Annotated in this window: 19 protein-coding genes; 14 read left to right on the forward strand and 5 right to left on the reverse strand. The window is 71.5% G+C overall.

All coding sequences use genetic code 11. From position 1 onward, the window contains the following. Window positions 1-33: 33 nt before the first annotated feature. The 12 genes from DFH01_RS04775 to DFH01_RS04825 all read left to right on the forward strand — a co-directional run bounded on the left by DFH01_RS04775 (window position 34) and on the right by DFH01_RS04825 (window position 9,810). The gene (locus tag DFH01_RS04775) at window positions 34-819 is read left to right on the forward strand and encodes a (Fe-S)-binding protein (protein WP_109869213.1); all 786 of its coding nucleotides are present in this window, start codon (window positions 34-36) and stop codon (window positions 817-819) included. 11 nt (window positions 820-830) lie between these two features. Beyond that, entirely contained in the window at window positions 831-2,261 is a 1,431-nt protein-coding gene (locus tag DFH01_RS04780; RefSeq protein WP_109869214.1) for a LutB/LldF family L-lactate oxidation iron-sulfur protein, read from the forward strand. Window positions 2,262-2,279: 18 nt separating this feature from the next. Continuing rightward, window positions 2,280-2,552: a hypothetical protein gene (locus DFH01_RS27770; RefSeq protein ID WP_146216995.1), complete on the forward strand. Its 273-nt coding sequence runs from the start codon at window positions 2,280-2,282 to the stop codon at window positions 2,550-2,552. 1 nt (window position 2,553) lies between these two features. Then, a complete protein-coding gene (locus tag DFH01_RS04785) occupies window positions 2,554-3,261 on the forward strand; it encodes a LutC/YkgG family protein (protein WP_109869215.1) in 708 nt (235 codons plus the stop codon). A gap of 19 nt (window positions 3,262-3,280) precedes the next feature. Then, window positions 3,281-3,823 carry a Smr/MutS family protein gene (locus DFH01_RS04790; RefSeq protein ID WP_109869216.1) on the forward strand — a complete coding sequence of 181 codons (543 nt, stop codon included), beginning with the start codon at window positions 3,281-3,283 and terminating at the stop codon, window positions 3,821-3,823. A gap of 67 nt (window positions 3,824-3,890) precedes the next feature. Then, a complete protein-coding gene (locus tag DFH01_RS04795) occupies window positions 3,891-4,286 on the forward strand; it encodes a helix-turn-helix domain-containing protein (protein ID WP_109869217.1) in 396 nt (131 codons plus the stop codon). Window positions 4,287-4,356: 70 nt separating this feature from the next. Then, window positions 4,357-4,668: a hypothetical protein gene (locus tag DFH01_RS04800; protein ID WP_109869218.1), complete on the forward strand. Its 312-nt coding sequence runs from the start codon at window positions 4,357-4,359 to the stop codon at window positions 4,666-4,668. 103 nt (window positions 4,669-4,771) lie between these two features. Continuing rightward, on the forward strand, window positions 4,772-5,713 hold the full coding sequence (locus DFH01_RS04805) for a lysophospholipid acyltransferase family protein (protein WP_109869219.1): 942 nt from the start codon (window positions 4,772-4,774) through the stop codon (window positions 5,711-5,713). A gap of 153 nt (window positions 5,714-5,866) precedes the next feature. Further along, on the forward strand, window positions 5,867-7,270 hold the full coding sequence (gene miaB, locus DFH01_RS04810; RefSeq protein WP_109869220.1) for a tRNA (N6-isopentenyl adenosine(37)-C2)-methylthiotransferase MiaB: 1,404 nt from the start codon (window positions 5,867-5,869) through the stop codon (window positions 7,268-7,270). Continuing rightward, window positions 7,267-8,355 carry a PhoH family protein gene (locus DFH01_RS04815; protein ID WP_109869221.1) on the forward strand — a complete coding sequence of 363 codons (1,089 nt, stop codon included), beginning with the start codon at window positions 7,267-7,269 and terminating at the stop codon, window positions 8,353-8,355. The genes miaB and DFH01_RS04815 overlap by 4 nt, the downstream gene beginning before the upstream one ends. Window positions 8,356-8,440: 85 nt before the next feature. Then, a complete protein-coding gene (ybeY, locus tag DFH01_RS04820) occupies window positions 8,441-8,869 on the forward strand; it encodes an rRNA maturation RNase YbeY (RefSeq protein WP_233255961.1) in 429 nt (142 codons plus the stop codon). After that, window positions 8,866-9,810, forward strand: a complete 945-nt coding sequence (locus DFH01_RS04825) for a hemolysin family protein (protein ID WP_109869223.1) — start codon at window positions 8,866-8,868, stop codon at window positions 9,808-9,810. The genes ybeY and DFH01_RS04825 overlap by 4 nt, the downstream gene beginning before the upstream one ends. 22 nt (window positions 9,811-9,832) lie before the next feature. Here the strand turns inward: DFH01_RS04825 and DFH01_RS04830 are convergent, their stop codons facing one another. Further along, window positions 9,833-10,420, reverse strand: a complete 588-nt coding sequence (locus DFH01_RS04830; RefSeq protein WP_109869224.1) for an OmpA family protein — start codon at window positions 10,418-10,420, stop codon at window positions 9,833-9,835. Window positions 10,421-10,566: 146 nt separating this feature from the next. On the opposite strand from DFH01_RS04830, the gene DFH01_RS04835 reads away from it, so the two are divergent. Then, entirely contained in the window at window positions 10,567-10,752 is a 186-nt protein-coding gene (locus tag DFH01_RS04835) for a hypothetical protein (RefSeq protein ID WP_109869225.1), read from the forward strand. 112 nt (window positions 10,753-10,864) lie between these two features. Here DFH01_RS04835 and glf read toward each other — a convergent pair whose 3' ends face one another. The 3 genes from glf to nth form a co-directional block, all read right to left on the reverse strand. Beyond that, on the reverse strand, window positions 10,865-12,181 hold the full coding sequence (gene glf / locus DFH01_RS04840; protein ID WP_442899689.1) for a UDP-galactopyranose mutase: 1,317 nt from the start codon (window positions 12,179-12,181) through the stop codon (window positions 10,865-10,867). After that, entirely contained in the window at window positions 12,174-13,379 is a 1,206-nt protein-coding gene (locus DFH01_RS04845) for a glycosyltransferase (protein ID WP_109869227.1), read from the reverse strand. The genes glf and DFH01_RS04845 overlap by 8 nt, the downstream gene beginning before the upstream one ends. A gap of 189 nt (window positions 13,380-13,568) precedes the next feature. Continuing rightward, a complete protein-coding gene (gene nth, locus DFH01_RS04850) occupies window positions 13,569-14,216 on the reverse strand; it encodes an endonuclease III (RefSeq protein WP_109869930.1) in 648 nt (215 codons plus the stop codon). A 107-nt stretch (window positions 14,217-14,323) separates the two neighbouring features. On the opposite strand from nth, the gene DFH01_RS04855 reads away from it, so the two are divergent. Further along, window positions 14,324-14,830, forward strand: coding sequence for a DUF2244 domain-containing protein (locus tag DFH01_RS04855; protein WP_109869228.1), 507 nt, complete (start codon window positions 14,324-14,326; stop codon window positions 14,828-14,830). 164 nt (window positions 14,831-14,994) lie between these two features. On the opposite strand, the gene DFH01_RS04860 is transcribed toward DFH01_RS04855, so the two are convergent. Then, entirely contained in the window at window positions 14,995-15,438 is a 444-nt protein-coding gene (locus DFH01_RS04860; protein WP_109869229.1) for a helix-turn-helix domain-containing protein, read from the reverse strand. Between the last annotated feature and the right edge of the window lie 50 nt (window positions 15,439-15,488).

A 15,488-nucleotide genomic window follows, 5' to 3' on the forward strand; every position in this document is an offset into this window, starting at 1 on the left:
CCCGAAGGCGCGCAAAACCCCTAACTAGGGCGGATGCTCAAAACCCGCCCCAACGGGACGCCGCGCGTCGCGCTCTTCGTCACCTGCCTGGTGGACCTCTACCGCCCGACCGTCGGCTTCGCCGCGATCCGGCTGCTGGAAGAGGCCGGCTGCCAGGTGGAGGTGCCGGAGACGCAGACCTGCTGCGGCCAGCCCGCCTACAATTCCGGCGACCGCATGACGGCGAAGGACCTGGCGCGCAACGTCATCGACGCCTTCCTGCCCTTCGACTACGTGGTGGCACCCTCCGGCTCCTGCGCGGGGATGATCAGCCACCACTACCCCGCGCTCTTCGCCGAGGACGACCCGCAGTATCGCGGCAAGGCGGAGGCACTGGGCGCCAAGACCTTCGAGCTGGTGTCCTTCCTGACCGACGTGCTGGGCGTGGAAGGGGTGAAGGCGCGCTACGACGGCATCGTCGCCTACCACGATTCCTGCTCGGGCCTGCGGGAGCTCGGCGTGCGGGAGCAGCCCCGAAAACTGCTCGGCACGGTGGAGGGGCTGGCGCTGAAGGAGCTGGCGGATCGCGACGTGTGCTGCGGCTTCGGCGGCACCTTCTGCGTGAAGTATCCCGACATCTCGACGCGCATGGTCTCCGACAAGGTGCGCAACATCCGCGAGACGGGCGCGGACACGCTGCTGGCCGGCGACCTGGGCTGCCTGCTGAACATGGCGGGGCGGCTGAAGCGCGAAGGCGCGCCGGTGAAGGTGCGCCATGTGGCGGAGGTGCTGGCCGACATGACGCAGGCCACCGCGCCGATCGGCGAGACGAAGGCCTGAGGGGAAGCGCGATGGTCCAGGTCACTTCCCCCGCCTTCAAGCAGAACGCCGCGCGGGCGCTCGCCGATCCCGGGCTGCAGAAGGCGCTCGGCAAGGCGAAGGGCGCCTTCCTGCAGCGCCGCGCGGATGCGGTGGAGCGCCTGCCGGAATTCGAGCGGCTGCGCGACATCGGGCGCGACATCAAGAACCACACGCTGGCGAACCTCGACTTCTACCTGGAAACCTTCGCGGCGAATGTCGAGCGCGCGGGCGGCAAGGTGCACTGGTGCTCGACGGCCGAGGATGCGCGCAACGCGGTGCTGGAGATCTGCCGCAAGGCGGGCGCCAAGACCGTCACCAAGGGCAAGTCCATGATCTCGGAGGAGATGGCGCTCAACGACCATCTCGAGGCGCATGGCATCGTGCCGGTGGAGACTGATCTCGGCGAGTACATCATCCAGCTTCGCCAGGAACACCCGAGCCACATCATCGCCCCCGCCTTCCACCTGAACCGGGAGGATTGGGAGGCGGATTTCCGCCGCATGCACACCGACCTGCCGGCGGACCGCGTGTTCAACGAGCGCCGCGACATCCTGGCCGAAGCCCGCACCAAGCTGCGCCAGAAATTTCTGGCCGCGGATGTCGGCATCACGGGCGCGAATTTCCTCATCGCGGAGACGGGGTCGTCCGTCATCGTCACCAACGAGGGCAATGGCGACCTGACGCAGACGCTGCCGCGCGTGCACATCGCGCTCGCCAGCATCGAGAAGGTCGTGCCGACGCTGGAGGATGCGACGAGCCTGCTGCGGCTGCTGGCGCGCAGCGCGACGGGCCAGGATTTCTCCGTCTACACCACCTTCTCCACCGGCGTGCGGCGCGAGGGCGACCTGGACGGGCCGGAGGAATACCACGTCATCCTGCTGGACAACGGCCGGTCCAACATGGTCGGCACGGAGTTCCAGGAGATGCTGCGCTGCATCCGCTGCGCGGCCTGCATGAACCACTGCCCGGTCTACGGCGTGACCGGCGGCCATGCCTATGGCTGGGTCTATCCGGGCCCGATGGGCAGCGTGCTGACGCCGACGCTCGTCGGCGTGGACAAGGCCGGGCACCTGCCCAATGCCAGCACCTTCTGCGGCCGGTGCGAGAGCGTCTGCCCGGTGAAGATCCCGCTGCCCAAGCTGATGCGCCACTGGCGCGAACGCGAGTTCGAGCGCCACCTGACGCCGGCGACGGCGCGCAGCAACCTCGCCCTCTGGGCCTGGTTCGCGAAGCGGCCGGCGCTGTATCGCGCGGCGACGCGCGCCGCGATCGGCACGCTGGGGCTGCTCGCACGCGGCAAGGGCGCGTTCAAGGCGATGCCGCTCGCCGGCGGCTGGACCAAGGGGCGCGACCTGCCGGCGCCGGAACCCGGCGGCACCTTCATGGCGCGCTACGCCAAGGCGCGGAGGAACGGGCGATAGCACGGTGGAGACAGGCTGATGCTGCTGCGAGCACAGGGAGTTGGGCGTGTCGTGAAGCGACACAGTCACGACTTTGAAGATGTGCGCTTTTCGATAGAAGGCAATGCGGCCTCAATCGTAGCAAAAGCAGAGGGACGCCTCAGTGACCTTTCACTTGGCGGCAATCAGCAAGTCGAGATCTGTTTCTCGCTCGAGGACTTGCGCGAACTCGTCAAGGTCGCCTCTCTGCATGCCGAGCTTCGAGACGAGATAATCCTCGCGATGGCACGCGGTATCGAAGGCAAGGTGTAAGATGTCACGAGAGGCCATCCTCGGCGCCATCCGGCGCGGCCTGAAGCGCGGGCCCCTTCCCGCCGACCAGGCCGCGATGCTGAACGGACGCCTCGCCAGCCATCCGCGCCACCTGATTCCCGCCCGCAGCCGCGTGCCGCGCGCGGAGCAGATCGCGCTGTTCGTCCGCAACGTCGAGAAGGAGTTCGGCACGGTCGAGCGCATCCCCGACCTCGCCGCCGTGCCCGCCGCGATCACCGACTACCTGGCGGCCCAGAACCTGCCCGCACGCATCGTCATGGCGCCGCATCCCGAGCTGGAAGGGATCGACTGGTCCAGCCGCCCGATGCTCGAGCGCGAAGCGCGTCGCGCGCAGGATGGCGACCAGGTCTCGCTGCAGCATGCCTGGGCCGGCGTGGCGGAGACGGGCACGCTGTTCTTCCCCTCCGACCCCGTGCGCCCCGCCACGCTGAACCTGCTGCCGGACACGGAGATCGTGCTGCTGCGCGCCAGCGCGATCGTCGGCGCGTACGAGGAAGCCTGGGACCGGCTGCGCGCGGAGCGGAAGGACACGCTGACCGGCGGCTGGATGCCGCGCAACCTGATGCTCGTCACCGGCCCCAGCCGCTCCGCCGACATCGAGCAGACGCTGGAGCTCGGCGCGCATGGCCCGCGCCGGCTGCATGTGCTGCTCGTCGAGGACGAGCCGGCCGCGCAGCCGGGCGGCTGAGGGACCAAGCGGCTACGCCATGCGCCAGACCCGCCGCACGGCGCTGAGCCGATCGGATCTCGCGCTCTGGCACGCCTTCACGGCGGACATCGTGCCGCTGTTCGGCCATTCGCGGCCGGAGGCGCCGCAAGGCGATCCGGCGCCCGAGGCCATCGCGCCGGCGCCGGTGCCGAAGGCGGCGCCGGTCGCGCCACAGCGCGCCGTGGCGCCCGAACTCCGCATCGGCGAGCAGCCGGGCGGGCTCGACCACAAGCGCTGGCGCAAGCTGCGCCGCGGCGACGCGCCGAGCGAACGGACGCTCGACCTGCATGGCCGGCGCGTGAACGACGCGCATGCGGCGCTGCGCGCCTTCCTGCACGACGCCTCCCTGGACGGGGTGCGCACCGTGACGGTCATCACCGGCAAGGGGCCGCAGCCCGATGGCGGCATCCTCAAACGCGAGCTGCCGCATTGGCTGAACGCCGCGGATCTGCGCCCTCTGGTCCTCGGCGCGGCGCATCCGCATCCGACCAACACCGGCGCGGTGAATATTCTGCTGCGTCGGCGGCATCGGGCGCGATGACGCCGGTCCGGTCGCACCCCCACCCCGGCCCTCCCCCGCACTGCGGGGGAGGGAGTGGCGGCGCGACATGACACCGTTCGGTGCGCGATTGCGCCATCTGCGGCGCAGCCGCGGCGTGACGCTCAAGCAGCTGGCGCAGCACCTGCAGGTGTCCTCCGCCTATCTCTCGGCGCTGGAGCACGGGCATCGCGGACGGCCGTCGCCCGGCCTGGTGCACCAGGTGAACGAGTTCTTCGGGCTGATCTGGGACGAGGCGGAGGAGCTGGCGGAGCTCGCGCGCATCTCGCATCCGAAGGTCAGCGTGGACACCGCCGGCCTCTCGCCGGAGGCGACGGCGCTGGCCAACCGGCTGGCGGAAGCCATCCGCAAGCTGAGCCCGCAGACCGTCGCCGCGATGCATGCCCTGCTCGACCGCGAGGCACCGCCGGAGAAGCCGCGGCTGCGGCGGGCGGCGGGGCGTTAGCAGCGTGTGCTTGCCTTGCGCCGCGCGGCGCGCGAGCTTGTGATCGGTCCGTCGCGCAGGAGAGGCAGCCATGAGGACACCGACCGCCCGCCGGGCGCTGCTGGCGGCCATCGCGCCGATCCCGCTGATCGTCGCCTGCGGCACGCAGGACCCTGCGCCGCGCAACACCGCCCTGCGGCCGCCCGCGCCCGATCTATCCGCCTCGGAGCCCGCGCCGATGCCGTCCGAAGCCGCGAACGACTTCGTGGCGGCGCGGCGCGCCGGCCTCGCGCCGGCGGCGTCGGGGCCCGAAGCCATGCCCGGCTTCGGCGCCAGCCAGCGGATCGGCACCGACATGACGACCGCGCCCGTGCCGACGGACCCGATCCGCCGCCCGCAGTGACCGGCGCCGGCCCTGCCGCAGCATTGCGGGGGCCGCACGATTTCACGGCTCCGTCGCCAAGCCTTCATTGCGCCGCAGCGGAAGCTGGCGTTAATCCCCGCCCATGGAAGCCGCCGCCCGCCTGACAACGCCGGAAGCGCTTCGGCCACCGCGCCTGAGGCGCCGGCGGATCATCCGCTTCTCCGAATCCGACCCGGACTCCGTCTGGGGCGACGTGCTCGGCTTCCGCCCTCTCGGCGGGCGGGTGCGCGCGGTCAGGCGGATGGTGAGCATCGTGCTCTGGACGCTGCTGGCGGCGCCGATCCAGGCCGTGCTGCTGGCGCTGCCCGGACAGGCCGACCGCCGCTTCGCGCGCTTCTACTTCCGCACCCTGGCCTGGCTGATGGGGCTCCGCATCCAGGTGGTGGGCGAGCAGGCGGCGGGCGGGTCCGTCCTGTTCGTCTCCAACCACTCCTCCTGGCTGGATGTCGTGGCGCTCGGCGCATCGCTGGATGCGAGCTTCGTCGCGAAGCGGGAGGTCGGTGAGTGGCCGGTGGTGCGCACCGTCGCCCGGCTCGGCCGCACCGTCTTCGTCAGCCGCACCCGCACCGGCACCAAGGGCGAGGCCGGGCTGATCCGCGAAAGGCTGTCCGGCGGCGACAACATCATCCTCTTCCCCGAGGGGACCACCAGCGATGGTGGGCGGGTGCTGCCCTTCCGCAGTGCCTTCCTCTCGGTGGCGGACAGCGCGCGCACCGTGCAGCCGGTCTCCGTGGTCTATGACCGTCTGGGCGGGCTGCCGGCCTGCCGGCGCGACCGGCCGCTGTTCGCCTGGTATGGCGACATGGACCTCGGCTCGCATTTCTGGCGGCTGGCGCGGCGGGCCAAGAGCCGGGCGACGGTGGTGCTGCATACCCCGCTCGATCCGAAGGACTGGCCGGACCGCAAGGCGCTGACCGCCGCCTGCGCCGAGGTCGTGGCGGAAAGCTGCGCGACGATGCGGCAGAACCGCCCGGTTGCGCCGCTGACGGCCGCCCCGGCGACGATTCGTAAGGTTAACGCTTGACCCGACGCGGGCCGGCCGAGCAGGCTCGTTGCGTGGTCATTCGAACCAGGCCGGCGCGGCCTTGCTCCAGCGCTTGACCGGGGCGACGCCGCTGCGCATGTCCCCGCCTTCCCCCTGCCGGATCGCCGGCGGGGCGGCGGAGTTTTCCTTCCGATGACGAGCCCGGCCCGCGCCCCCCAGAAGCGCCTGTTCGTGAAGACCTGGGGCTGCCAGATGAATGTCTATGACAGCGCCCGCATGGCGGATGTGCTGGCCCCCCTCGGCTATGCCCCGGTGGAGACGCCGGAGGACGCCGACATGGTGATCCTCAACACCTGCCACATCCGCGAGAAGGCATCCGAGAAGCTGTTCTCCGAACTCGGCCGCCTGCGTGCCCAGAAGGAGGCGACGGGCGGGCGCATGGTGCTGGCGGTCGCGGGCTGCGTCGCCCAGGCCGAGGGCGCCGAGATCACCGCCCGCGCGCCCTTCGTGGACATCGTGCTCGGCCCGCAGAGCTACCACCGCCTGCCGGAGATGGTCGCGCGCGCCAGCCGCGCCGCCGGCGCGGTGATCGAGACCGAATTCCCCACGGAGGAGAAATTCGACCACCTGCCGGAGGTCTCGGCGCCGCAGGGCCCCATCGCCTTCCTCACCATCCAGGAAGGCTGCGATAAATTCTGTTCCTTCTGCGTGGTGCCATACACCCGTGGGGCCGAATACTCGCGGCCGGCCGCGGCCGTGATCGCGGAGGCGAAGCGCCTGGTCGCGCAGGGGGCGCGGGAGATCGCGCTGCTCGGGCAGAACGTGAACGCCTATCACGGGGAAGGGCCGGACGGCGTCACCTGGAGCCTCGGCCGGCTGCTGCGCGAACTGGCCGGGATCGAGGGCCTCGGCCGGCTGCGCTACACCACCAGCCACCCCCGCGACATGGATGACGACCTGATCGCCGCGCATGGCGAGATTCCGGCGCTGATGCCCTTCCTGCACCTGCCGGTGCAGTCCGGCTCCGACCGCGTGCTCAAGATGATGAACCGCGGGCATGCCGCCGCGGATTTCCTGCGCATCGTCGACAGGCTGCGCGCGGCGCGGCCGGACATCGCGCTGTCCTCCGACTTCATCGCCGGCCACCCCGGCGAGACGGAGGAGGACCACCAGGCGACGCTGCGCCTGATCGAGCAGGTCGGCTTCGCCCAGGCCTTCTCCTTCAAGTATTCGTCGCGGCCTGGAACGCCGGCCTCCGCCGCCCCACTTCACGTGCCGGAAGCCGAGAAGGACCGACGACTGCAGGAGATCCAGGCGCTGCTGCGGGACCAGCAGGTTGCATTCAACCGCTCCCGCCTCGGCATGCGCATCGCGGTGCTCTTCACCGGCCCGGGGCGGCATCCCGGGCAGGTGGCAGGCCGTTCGCCCTGGCTCCAGCCGGTGCATGCCGAAGGCGGCGCCGAGCTGGCCGGCCGCATCCTGCCCTGCGAGGTCGTCGCGACCCACCCCAATTCCCTCGCCGCCCGCATCCTCGAGCTTCCCTTTGGCGAGGCGCGTTCCGGAGATCCCCCGAACCAGGAGAAAGCCGCCGCTTGAGCACCACCGCCATCGCGTTCCGCCCCGGCGAGGCCCGCGCCCAGCGCGGTGCTGCCGAACTCCCCGCCAGCCGGTCCGTCACGCTCGAATTCGACGACAACCAGCTGCTGCCGCTGCTGTATGGGGAGCATGACCGCAACCTGGCCCGCATCGAGATGCGGCTGGGGGTTCGATTGGCCAGCAGGGGCAACCGGCTGACCATCACCGGGGCGCCGGAACGGACCGAGGTGGCGGAAGCGGCGCTGGCCGATCTCTGGCGACGATTGCAGAAGGGCGAACAGGTGGGCACCGCCGAGGTCGAGGCCGCGATGCGCATGGCGGAAGGCGTGCAGGAAGCCGATCCGCGCCTGCCCTTGCAGGACATCCCGGCGATCCGCACCCGCAAGGGCGCGATCGCACCGCGCAGCCCGGCCCAGGCCGCCTATATGGAGATGCTGGCCCGCGCCGAGATGGTATTCGGCATCGGCCCGGCGGGCACCGGCAAGACCTACCTGGCCGTGGCGCAGGGCGTTGCGCTGCTGCAGGCCGGGCGGGTGGACCGCATCGTGCTGTCGCGCCCCGCGGTCGAGGCGGGCGAGAAGCTCGGCTACCTGCCGGGCGACATGAAGGAGAAGGTGGATCCCTATCTCCGCCCGCTCTACGACGCGCTGCACGACATGATGCCGCCCGAGCAGGTGAAGCGCCGGATGGAAGCGGGCGAGATCGAGGTGGCGCCGCTGGCCTTCATGCGCGGCCGCACCCTCGCCCATTGCTACGCCATCCTGGACGAGGCGCAGAACACCACCCCGGCCCAGATGAAGATGTTCCTCACCCGCATGGGGGAGGGCAGCCGGATGGTCGTCACCGGCGACCCCACGCAGGTGGACCTGCCGCCCGGCCAGGCCTCCGGCCTGCACGAGGCGCTGCGCATCCTGGACGGGGTGGACGGGATCGCGGTGGCGAGATTTGCAGAGCGGGATGTGGTAAGGCATCCCTTGGTGGCCCGCATTGTCGCGGCCTATGGCCGCGCCGACGCGGCCGCTTCCCGATCCCGGGAGGCGGCGCGGGGGCGCGCAGGTCTGGAGAAGGATGGAACCGGGAAGTAGACGGCCCGGCCGGGTTTCGGCCGGGATCCGAGCGGGGGGCGGGGAGATCACCGTCCTCCTGGCGTCACCAGGATGGCGAGCGGCCGTGAAGCGGCCCGAACTCCTGGCGCGCCGCGCCGCGGCAGCCGCCCTGCGCGAAGCGGGCGCGCGCGGCGCCGTCACCGTGATGCTCGCCGACGACGCGGCGGTGAAGCGGCTGAACGGCCGCCATCGCGCCAAGGCGAAGCCCACCAACGTGCTGTCCTTCCCCGCAGGCGCGCCCGGCTATCTGGGCGACGTCGCGCTGGCGCTGGGCGTGGTGCGGCGGGAGGCGCGGCAGGCCGGGCGGAAGCCCGCCGACCATTTCGCGCATCTCGTCGCGCATGGCGCGCTGCACCTGGCGGGGCACGACCACCTGGACGCCGGCGAGGCGCGCCGCATGGAGCGCGCGGAGGCCCGCGTGATGCGTCGCCTTGGCCGGCCGAACCCCTGGAAGGACGGCGCGGCGCCGCTGCGCGGGCGGGCCGTGGCATGAGCGCGCATGGCGGCGGCAGCGGCGCGAATGGCCAGTCCGAGCGCGACCGGCGCAACGGCTTCTTCTGGCGGCTGCAGGGCATGCTGCGCAAGCGGGAGGCGGAGAGCGTGCGCGACCGCTTCGAGGAACTGCTGGAGGAGCCGCAGCGGCGCGACGACGAGAAGCGCCGCGACGCGGAGGAGACGGGCCTCGACCCGCATGAGCGCATCCTGCTCGGCAACGTGCTGCGACTGCGCGACAAGACCGCCTATGACGTGATGGTGCCGCGCGCCGACATCCTGGCGATGCCGGAGGACCTCACGCTCGACCAGGCGATCCGGCTGATCCAGAAGGAGGGCCACAGCCGCTTCCCGGTCTATCGCGGCAACCTCGACGAGATCGTGGGCATGGTCCACATCAAGGACGTGTTCGCGGCCGTGGGGCGTGATGCCTCCACCTTCTCGCTGAAGAACATCCTGCGCCGGCCGCTGCTGGTGGTGCCGCAGATCCCGGTGCTGGACCTGCTGCTGCAGATGCGCGCGCAGCGCATCCACATGGCGCTGGTGGTGGACGAATACGGCGGCATCGACGGCCTGGTCACCATCGAGGACCTGGTGGAGACCATCGTCGGCGACATCAGCGACGAGCATGACGAGGTGGCGACGCCGACCATCGTAGAGCGCCCCGACGGCACGCTGGAACTGGATGCCCGCACCACGATCGAGGCCTTCGAGCAGCGCCTCGGCCCGATCCTGACGGAGGAGGAGCGCGCCGCCGACATCGACACGGTGGGCGGCCTGGTCTTCACCGTCGCCGGCCGCGTGCCGGCCCGCGGCGAGCTGATCAGCCACGAATCCGGCCTGGAGTTCCGCGTGCTGGAAGCGGATGCGCGACGCATCCGCCGGCTGCGCGTGCGCCGTCCGGGCGTGCTGGGCGAAGCGCCGCGGCAGGCGGCCGAGTAGGGCCGCCCGGCGCGGCCCAGTCTCAGCGCTCGAGCAGGACCTCCACACGGCGGTTCTGCTGGCGGCCGGCCGGATTGTCGGCGCCCGCGGGCGTCGTGTTCGGCGCGACCGGGTCGCTCTCGCCGCGGCCGACCGCCTGGACCGGCGGCAGGCCTTCGGCATGCGCGGTCAGCCAGCCCATCACGCTGCGCGCGCGCCGTTCCGACAGCTGCTGGTTGTAGGCGTCGCTGCCGATCGCATCCGTATGGCCGACGATGCGCACGGCGCGCGGGCCGCGCTGGCGGATGATCTCGGCCACGCGGCGCAGCGCGGCTTCCGCCTGCGGGCGCAGCTCGGCCTTGTCGAAGTCGAACAGCACGTCGTTGTTGACGGTCAGCCGCGTGGTGCGCGGCCCCTCCTCCACGACGACATTCGCGCCGGTGATGTCCACCGCGGCGCCGCGCGGGACGACTCCGGTCAAGGGCCGGCCGCCCTGCTCGACGGTGACGCCGCGCGGCTCGGGCGCCGGCGCCTGCATCTGCACGGTGCCCGTCGCGGCTTCCTGCGCTTCCGGCATCGCCGCCGGCAGGATCACGGCGCAAGCGAGGATCGGCAGGTGAATTGCGCGCATCGAAGACCTCCCTGGTCGCGGTCCGCGGACTCAACGCGGCGCGCGGGTGGCGTCCGTTGTCCTCACGGATAAATCAGCGCGCGCATCGGGTCACGAAGCGGCCCCAGGCGGGTTTCACGGGACGTTGGCTTGCTCAGGAGGGCATCATGCGACTTCCCATCATCCTTGCCGCCGCCGGCGCCGCCCTGGCGCTTTCCGCCTGCACCTATGTCGAGCGAGAGCGTCCGCCCGCGCCGCAGGCGACCGTGGTCGTGCCGCAGCCGCAGCCGCAGCCGACCGTGGTGACGCCGGTGCAGCCGGCGCCGACCGTGACGGTCCGCCCGTCCTACTGACGAACAACTCCGGTGCCGCGGCCGGGCCGCGGCACCGGGCTTGAGCCGGCGTGCGTTGCGGCGGCCGCGCGGCCCGCGCAGGGTGCGCGGGCCGCCATCGGTCGTCTGAGAATCAGTCGCCGGCCGCGACCCGTCCTGCGGCGCGGTTCTGGTTCGCGGCCTCGCGCGGCACCGTCTTCTGGATGCGCTCGAAGGTCGCCAGCGCCTGACCGACCACCTGGTCCATGTTGTAGTAGCGGTAGGTGGCGAGCCGCCCGACGAACCAGGTGTCGGCCTCGGCATCGGCCAGCGCCTCGTACCGCTTGTAGAGCGCGGCGTTCTCGGGGCGCGGGATCGGGTAGTAGGGATCGCCTTCCGCGCTCGGGTATTCGTAGGTGACGCTCGTCTTCGGATGCGTCTGCCCCGTCATCCACTTGTACTCGGAGACCCGGGTGAAGGGCGTCGCCTCGTCCGGGTGGTTCACCGTGCCGGTCGGCAGCGCCCATTCGCGGTCCAGCGTCTCGTGCCGGAAGCGCAGGCTGCGATAGGGCAGCTTGCCGAAGCGGAAGCCGAAGTATTCGTCCACCGGGCCGGTCCAGACCAGGCGACGAAAGGCGAAGCGACGGCGCGCGTCCTCGAACGGCATGCCGGTGCAGACGGTGATCAGCGGATGATCCAGGATGCGCCGGAACATCGCGGTGTAGCCCTCGGCGGGCATCGCCTGGAAGCGGTCGGTGAAGTAGCGGTCGTCTCGGTTGGTGCGCGTCGGCACGCGCGCCGTCACGGACTTGTCCAGCTCGCTGGGGTCGAGCGCCCACTGCTTGCGCGTGTAGCCGCGGAAGAACAGCTCGTAGAGCTCGCGGCCGACCTTGCCGACGACCACGTCCTCGCTCGTGCGGACCTGGTCCACCTGCTCCGCCCGCGAGGCCAGCCAGGACTCCACGTCGTCTTCGGTGAGGCTCAGGCCGTAGAGGCGATTGATGGTGTCGAGGTTGATCGGCATCGGCACCTGCATCGTCTCGCCGGTCGCGGGGCTCTTCACCTCCGCCAGCACGCGGTGCTCGTAGGGGCGCCAGCCGGTGAAGCGCGACAGGTACGAAAAAATCTGCTCGCTGTTGGTGTGGAAGATGTGCGGGCCGTAGCGATGGATCAGCACGCCCGCGGCATCGAGGTGGTCATAGGCGTTGCCGCCGATATGGTCGCGCCGGTCCACCACCACCACGCGCTCGCCACGCTGCGACGCGATCCGTTCGGCAAGCACCGCACCGGCGAAGCCGGCGCCCACGATGAGCCAGTCATATCCGGCGCACGAAGGCTTCGCCTTCGTGCCCTCAGTCGCCGGCGCGCCTCCGGCGCTTGGCTGCGCCGCACTTGCGGCGGCCGCCATTCGGCGGCTCGGCCGGCCGAAGCCGGCCGCAGGTCGGACCTTGCTGCCCCAGCTGTCAGACATGCGTCGCCCCCGCCGCGCGAGCGCGCGCCGGCACGGGCGATCCGGCGCCGCTGCGTCGCGCTCGCGCCGCCGCCGCCTCCCGCAGCAGTGTCGCCATGCGCGCCCAGGTGCGGTCCCAGGATCCGGCGGCGAGGCGCGCATCCACCCGCGCCTGCCAGGTGGCGCGCGGGCGGTGCAACAGCAGTTCCAGCCGCTCCGCCATGCCGGCGGCATCCGACGCGATCTCGACCAGGCCCGCATCGCCGTAGTCGCGCACCACGTCGATCACCGGCGTGGAGACCACGGGCAGGCCGGCGGCCAGGAACTCCGGCGTCTTGGTGGGGCTGATGAAGCGCGTGCTCTCATTCAGCGCGAAGGGCATGAAGCCGAGGTCCCAGTGCGCCAGCTGGTCCGGCAGCTCGCGATAGTCGCGCGCACCGAGCCAGTGCAGGTTCGGCGCCTGGGGCAGCGCGGCCGGATCGATCTTCACCACCGGCCCGATCATGCAGAAGGACCAGTCGGGCCGGAGCGCCGCGAGGTCGGCCACCAGGCCGAGGTCCATGCGCTCGTCCACCACGCCGAAGAAGCCGATGCGCGGATGCGGGATCGCGGCGAGGCCGGCGGGCTCCGGCGGCCGGCTGCGGGCGCGGCCGAAATGCGCGGCGTCGATCGAGGAGGGGAAGCAGTGGACGGCGGCGTGCCGGCCGCGCTTCGCCTCGAACAGGCTGCGCCCGCCGGTGAAGACGAGGTCGGCGCGGCCCAGCAGGCGCCGCTCCATCTCCAGCATCTGCGGCGGCGCGCCGCGGAATGCGGAGAGCTCGTCCATGCAGTCATAGACCACCACGGCGGGGGCGAGCCCCTCGGCCACGGGCACGAACATCGGCGAGTAGTACCAGGCGATCAGCGGCCGCGCGCCGCGCAGCGCGAGCGCGGCTTCCAGCAGGGCACGCTGCGCGGCGAGCGCAGGCTCCGGCGCCATGCCGCGCGGCAGCACCGGGCGGAGCACCGTCACGCCTTCCGCCCGCGTGGAGCGGTCGAGGTGCGGGGCGGGCGTGTCCTCCTCCACCGGTTCCTCGAGGAACAGCACCTCATGCGTGGCCGCGGCGCGGACCATCAGCTGTTGCGGACGCTGAAACACGAAATCCCATCGCAGATGCGACAGGACGAGAAGCACCGGGCGCAGGTCGCCGGCCACTGGACAAGGCGGAGCCTCGTTCATCCTCAGTCTCCCATGGTCAGGTGGACCAGCGGCCGGGGCAGGGCGCAACGCGCCGCGCGGCAAAGTCGGCGCCGCTGCCCTGGAACGCCTGGACGTCCTGGATATCGCGGAAACGCGCGGTGTCGCGCCGCGGTTCCGGTGCGGCGCATGGCCGCGGGAGAGTGGCTGCCCTGCGCTACGCGCGCCGGTTCAACGCATCGGCGGCGCCAGAACCTTGTCGCGGTAGTTGCATTGCGCGACCGCCGGGCAACGCCAGCATTCCGGCATCCGCGCCTTGCACACATAGCGCCCGTGCAGGATCAGCCAGTGATGCGCGTCCCGCAGCAGCTCGGGCGGGCATTTGCGGACCAGCGCCTCCTCCACCGCGCGCGGCGTTTTGCCGGGCGCGAGGCCGGTGCGGTTGCCGAGGCGGAAGATATGCGTGTCCACCGCCATCGTGTCCTGCCCGAAGGCAACGTTGAGCACGACATTGGCCGTCTTGCGCCCGACGCCGGGCAGCGCCTCCAGCGCGGCGCGGTCGGCCGGCACCTGCCCGCCATGCTGCTCCACCAGCATGCGCGCCAGCGCGGCGACGTTGCGCGCCTTGCCCTGCCAGAGCCCGATGCGGCGGATATAGGGGCCGATCCCGGCCTCCCCCAGCGCGGCCATCGCGGCAGGGGTGGGGGCGGCCTCGAACAGGGCGGGGGTGCATTTGTTCACCGCCGCATCGGTGGTCTGGGCCGAGAGCACGACGGCAACCAGCAGGGTGAAGGGGTCGCTGTAGAGCAGCTCGGTCTCGGGCGCCGGGTTCGCGACGGCAAGGGCGCGTAGGAATTCGCCGGCCTGTGCCGCGTTCATGGCGCGGGCGCGGCGCGGGGCATGGGCGCTGCCATGCAGCGGCGTGGCGGTCTTGGATCTGGCGCGAGGCATGGCTTCGGTGCAGAGCTACCGTAGAGTGTGACGCGATGTCAGGGGTGGGGAAGGTGGTGCTGTTCGAGGCGGTGACCCGCCCGCCGGGCGGTCTTTCCGCGCGCGGCATGCGCTGGCTCTGCGGGCTTGCGGGCGCGGCCGCGCTGGTGCCGGCGGTGCTGTTCGCGGTGCTGGGCGCCTGGCCGGTGCTGGGTTTCCTGGGCGGGGAGCTGGTGCTGGTGCTCGGCCTGGTGGCGCTGCACCGCCGCTGGAACCGCGCGGCGGAGGAGACGATCCTGCTGACCGAGGACGGGCTGCTGGTGCGGCGCAACGACGGCCGCGGCGGGCGCGAGGAGACCCGGCTCGATCCCTACTGGGCGCGGGTGGAGCTGGAGGAGCGACCCGGTGCGGTGCCGGTGCTGCGCGCGCAGGCGCGCGGCCGCAGCGTGGAAATCGGGCGCTACCTGTCGCCGGAGGCGAAGCAGGACCTGGCGATGGCGCTGACGGGAGCGTTGCGGAGCTATCGCTCGCCCAGCTTCGACAACCCGCAGTTGCGGGATTGACATCAATGCCCGCGGATCGTGACCGATCCGCCCTCAATCGCCGGCGCGGGCCTGCGTGCGCTTGGCTACGCGCCACTTGGCGCGGCGGCCGTACGGCCGTTCGCCCGCGTTCCGCGGGCGCAGGTCACGATCGTGGGATTCGGTGAGACGACGCCGCGCGCCGCCTATTCGGTCGGCGCGAGGCTCTTGATCAGGTCGAAGACGCGCTTGCGCACGGACGGATCGGTGATCCGGTAGTAGGCGCGCACCAGTTCCAGCGTCTCCCGCCGGTGGAGCGTGTCGTCCTCGAAGCCGTCCTGGGTTTCCTGAAAGCCCGTGAAGCGGCGGTTCTTGTCGCCGCCCATCTCCGGCGGCATGTCGTCGAAGAAGAAGCCGATCGGCACGTCCAGCACGCGGGAGAGGTCGAACAGCCGGCTTGCGCCGATGCGGTTCACGCCACGCTCGTATTTCTGCACCTGCTGGAAGGTCAGCCCGAGCGCCTCGCCCAGCTTCTCCTGGCTCATCCCGAGCAGGGTCCGCCGCAGGCGCACACGGCTGCCGACATGCACGTCAATGGGGCTCGGTCGGTGCTCACGCTCCGTCCGCTCCACGACGTCGTCACCCGACATGGCCACGTCTCCGAAACTCATCGACCCATCACCCCATCCGGCCGTGGGTT

It is taken from the genome of Falsiroseomonas bella, from assembly GCF_003173615.1.
GTDB lineage: Bacteria > Pseudomonadota > Alphaproteobacteria > Acetobacterales > Acetobacteraceae > Falsiroseomonas > Falsiroseomonas bella.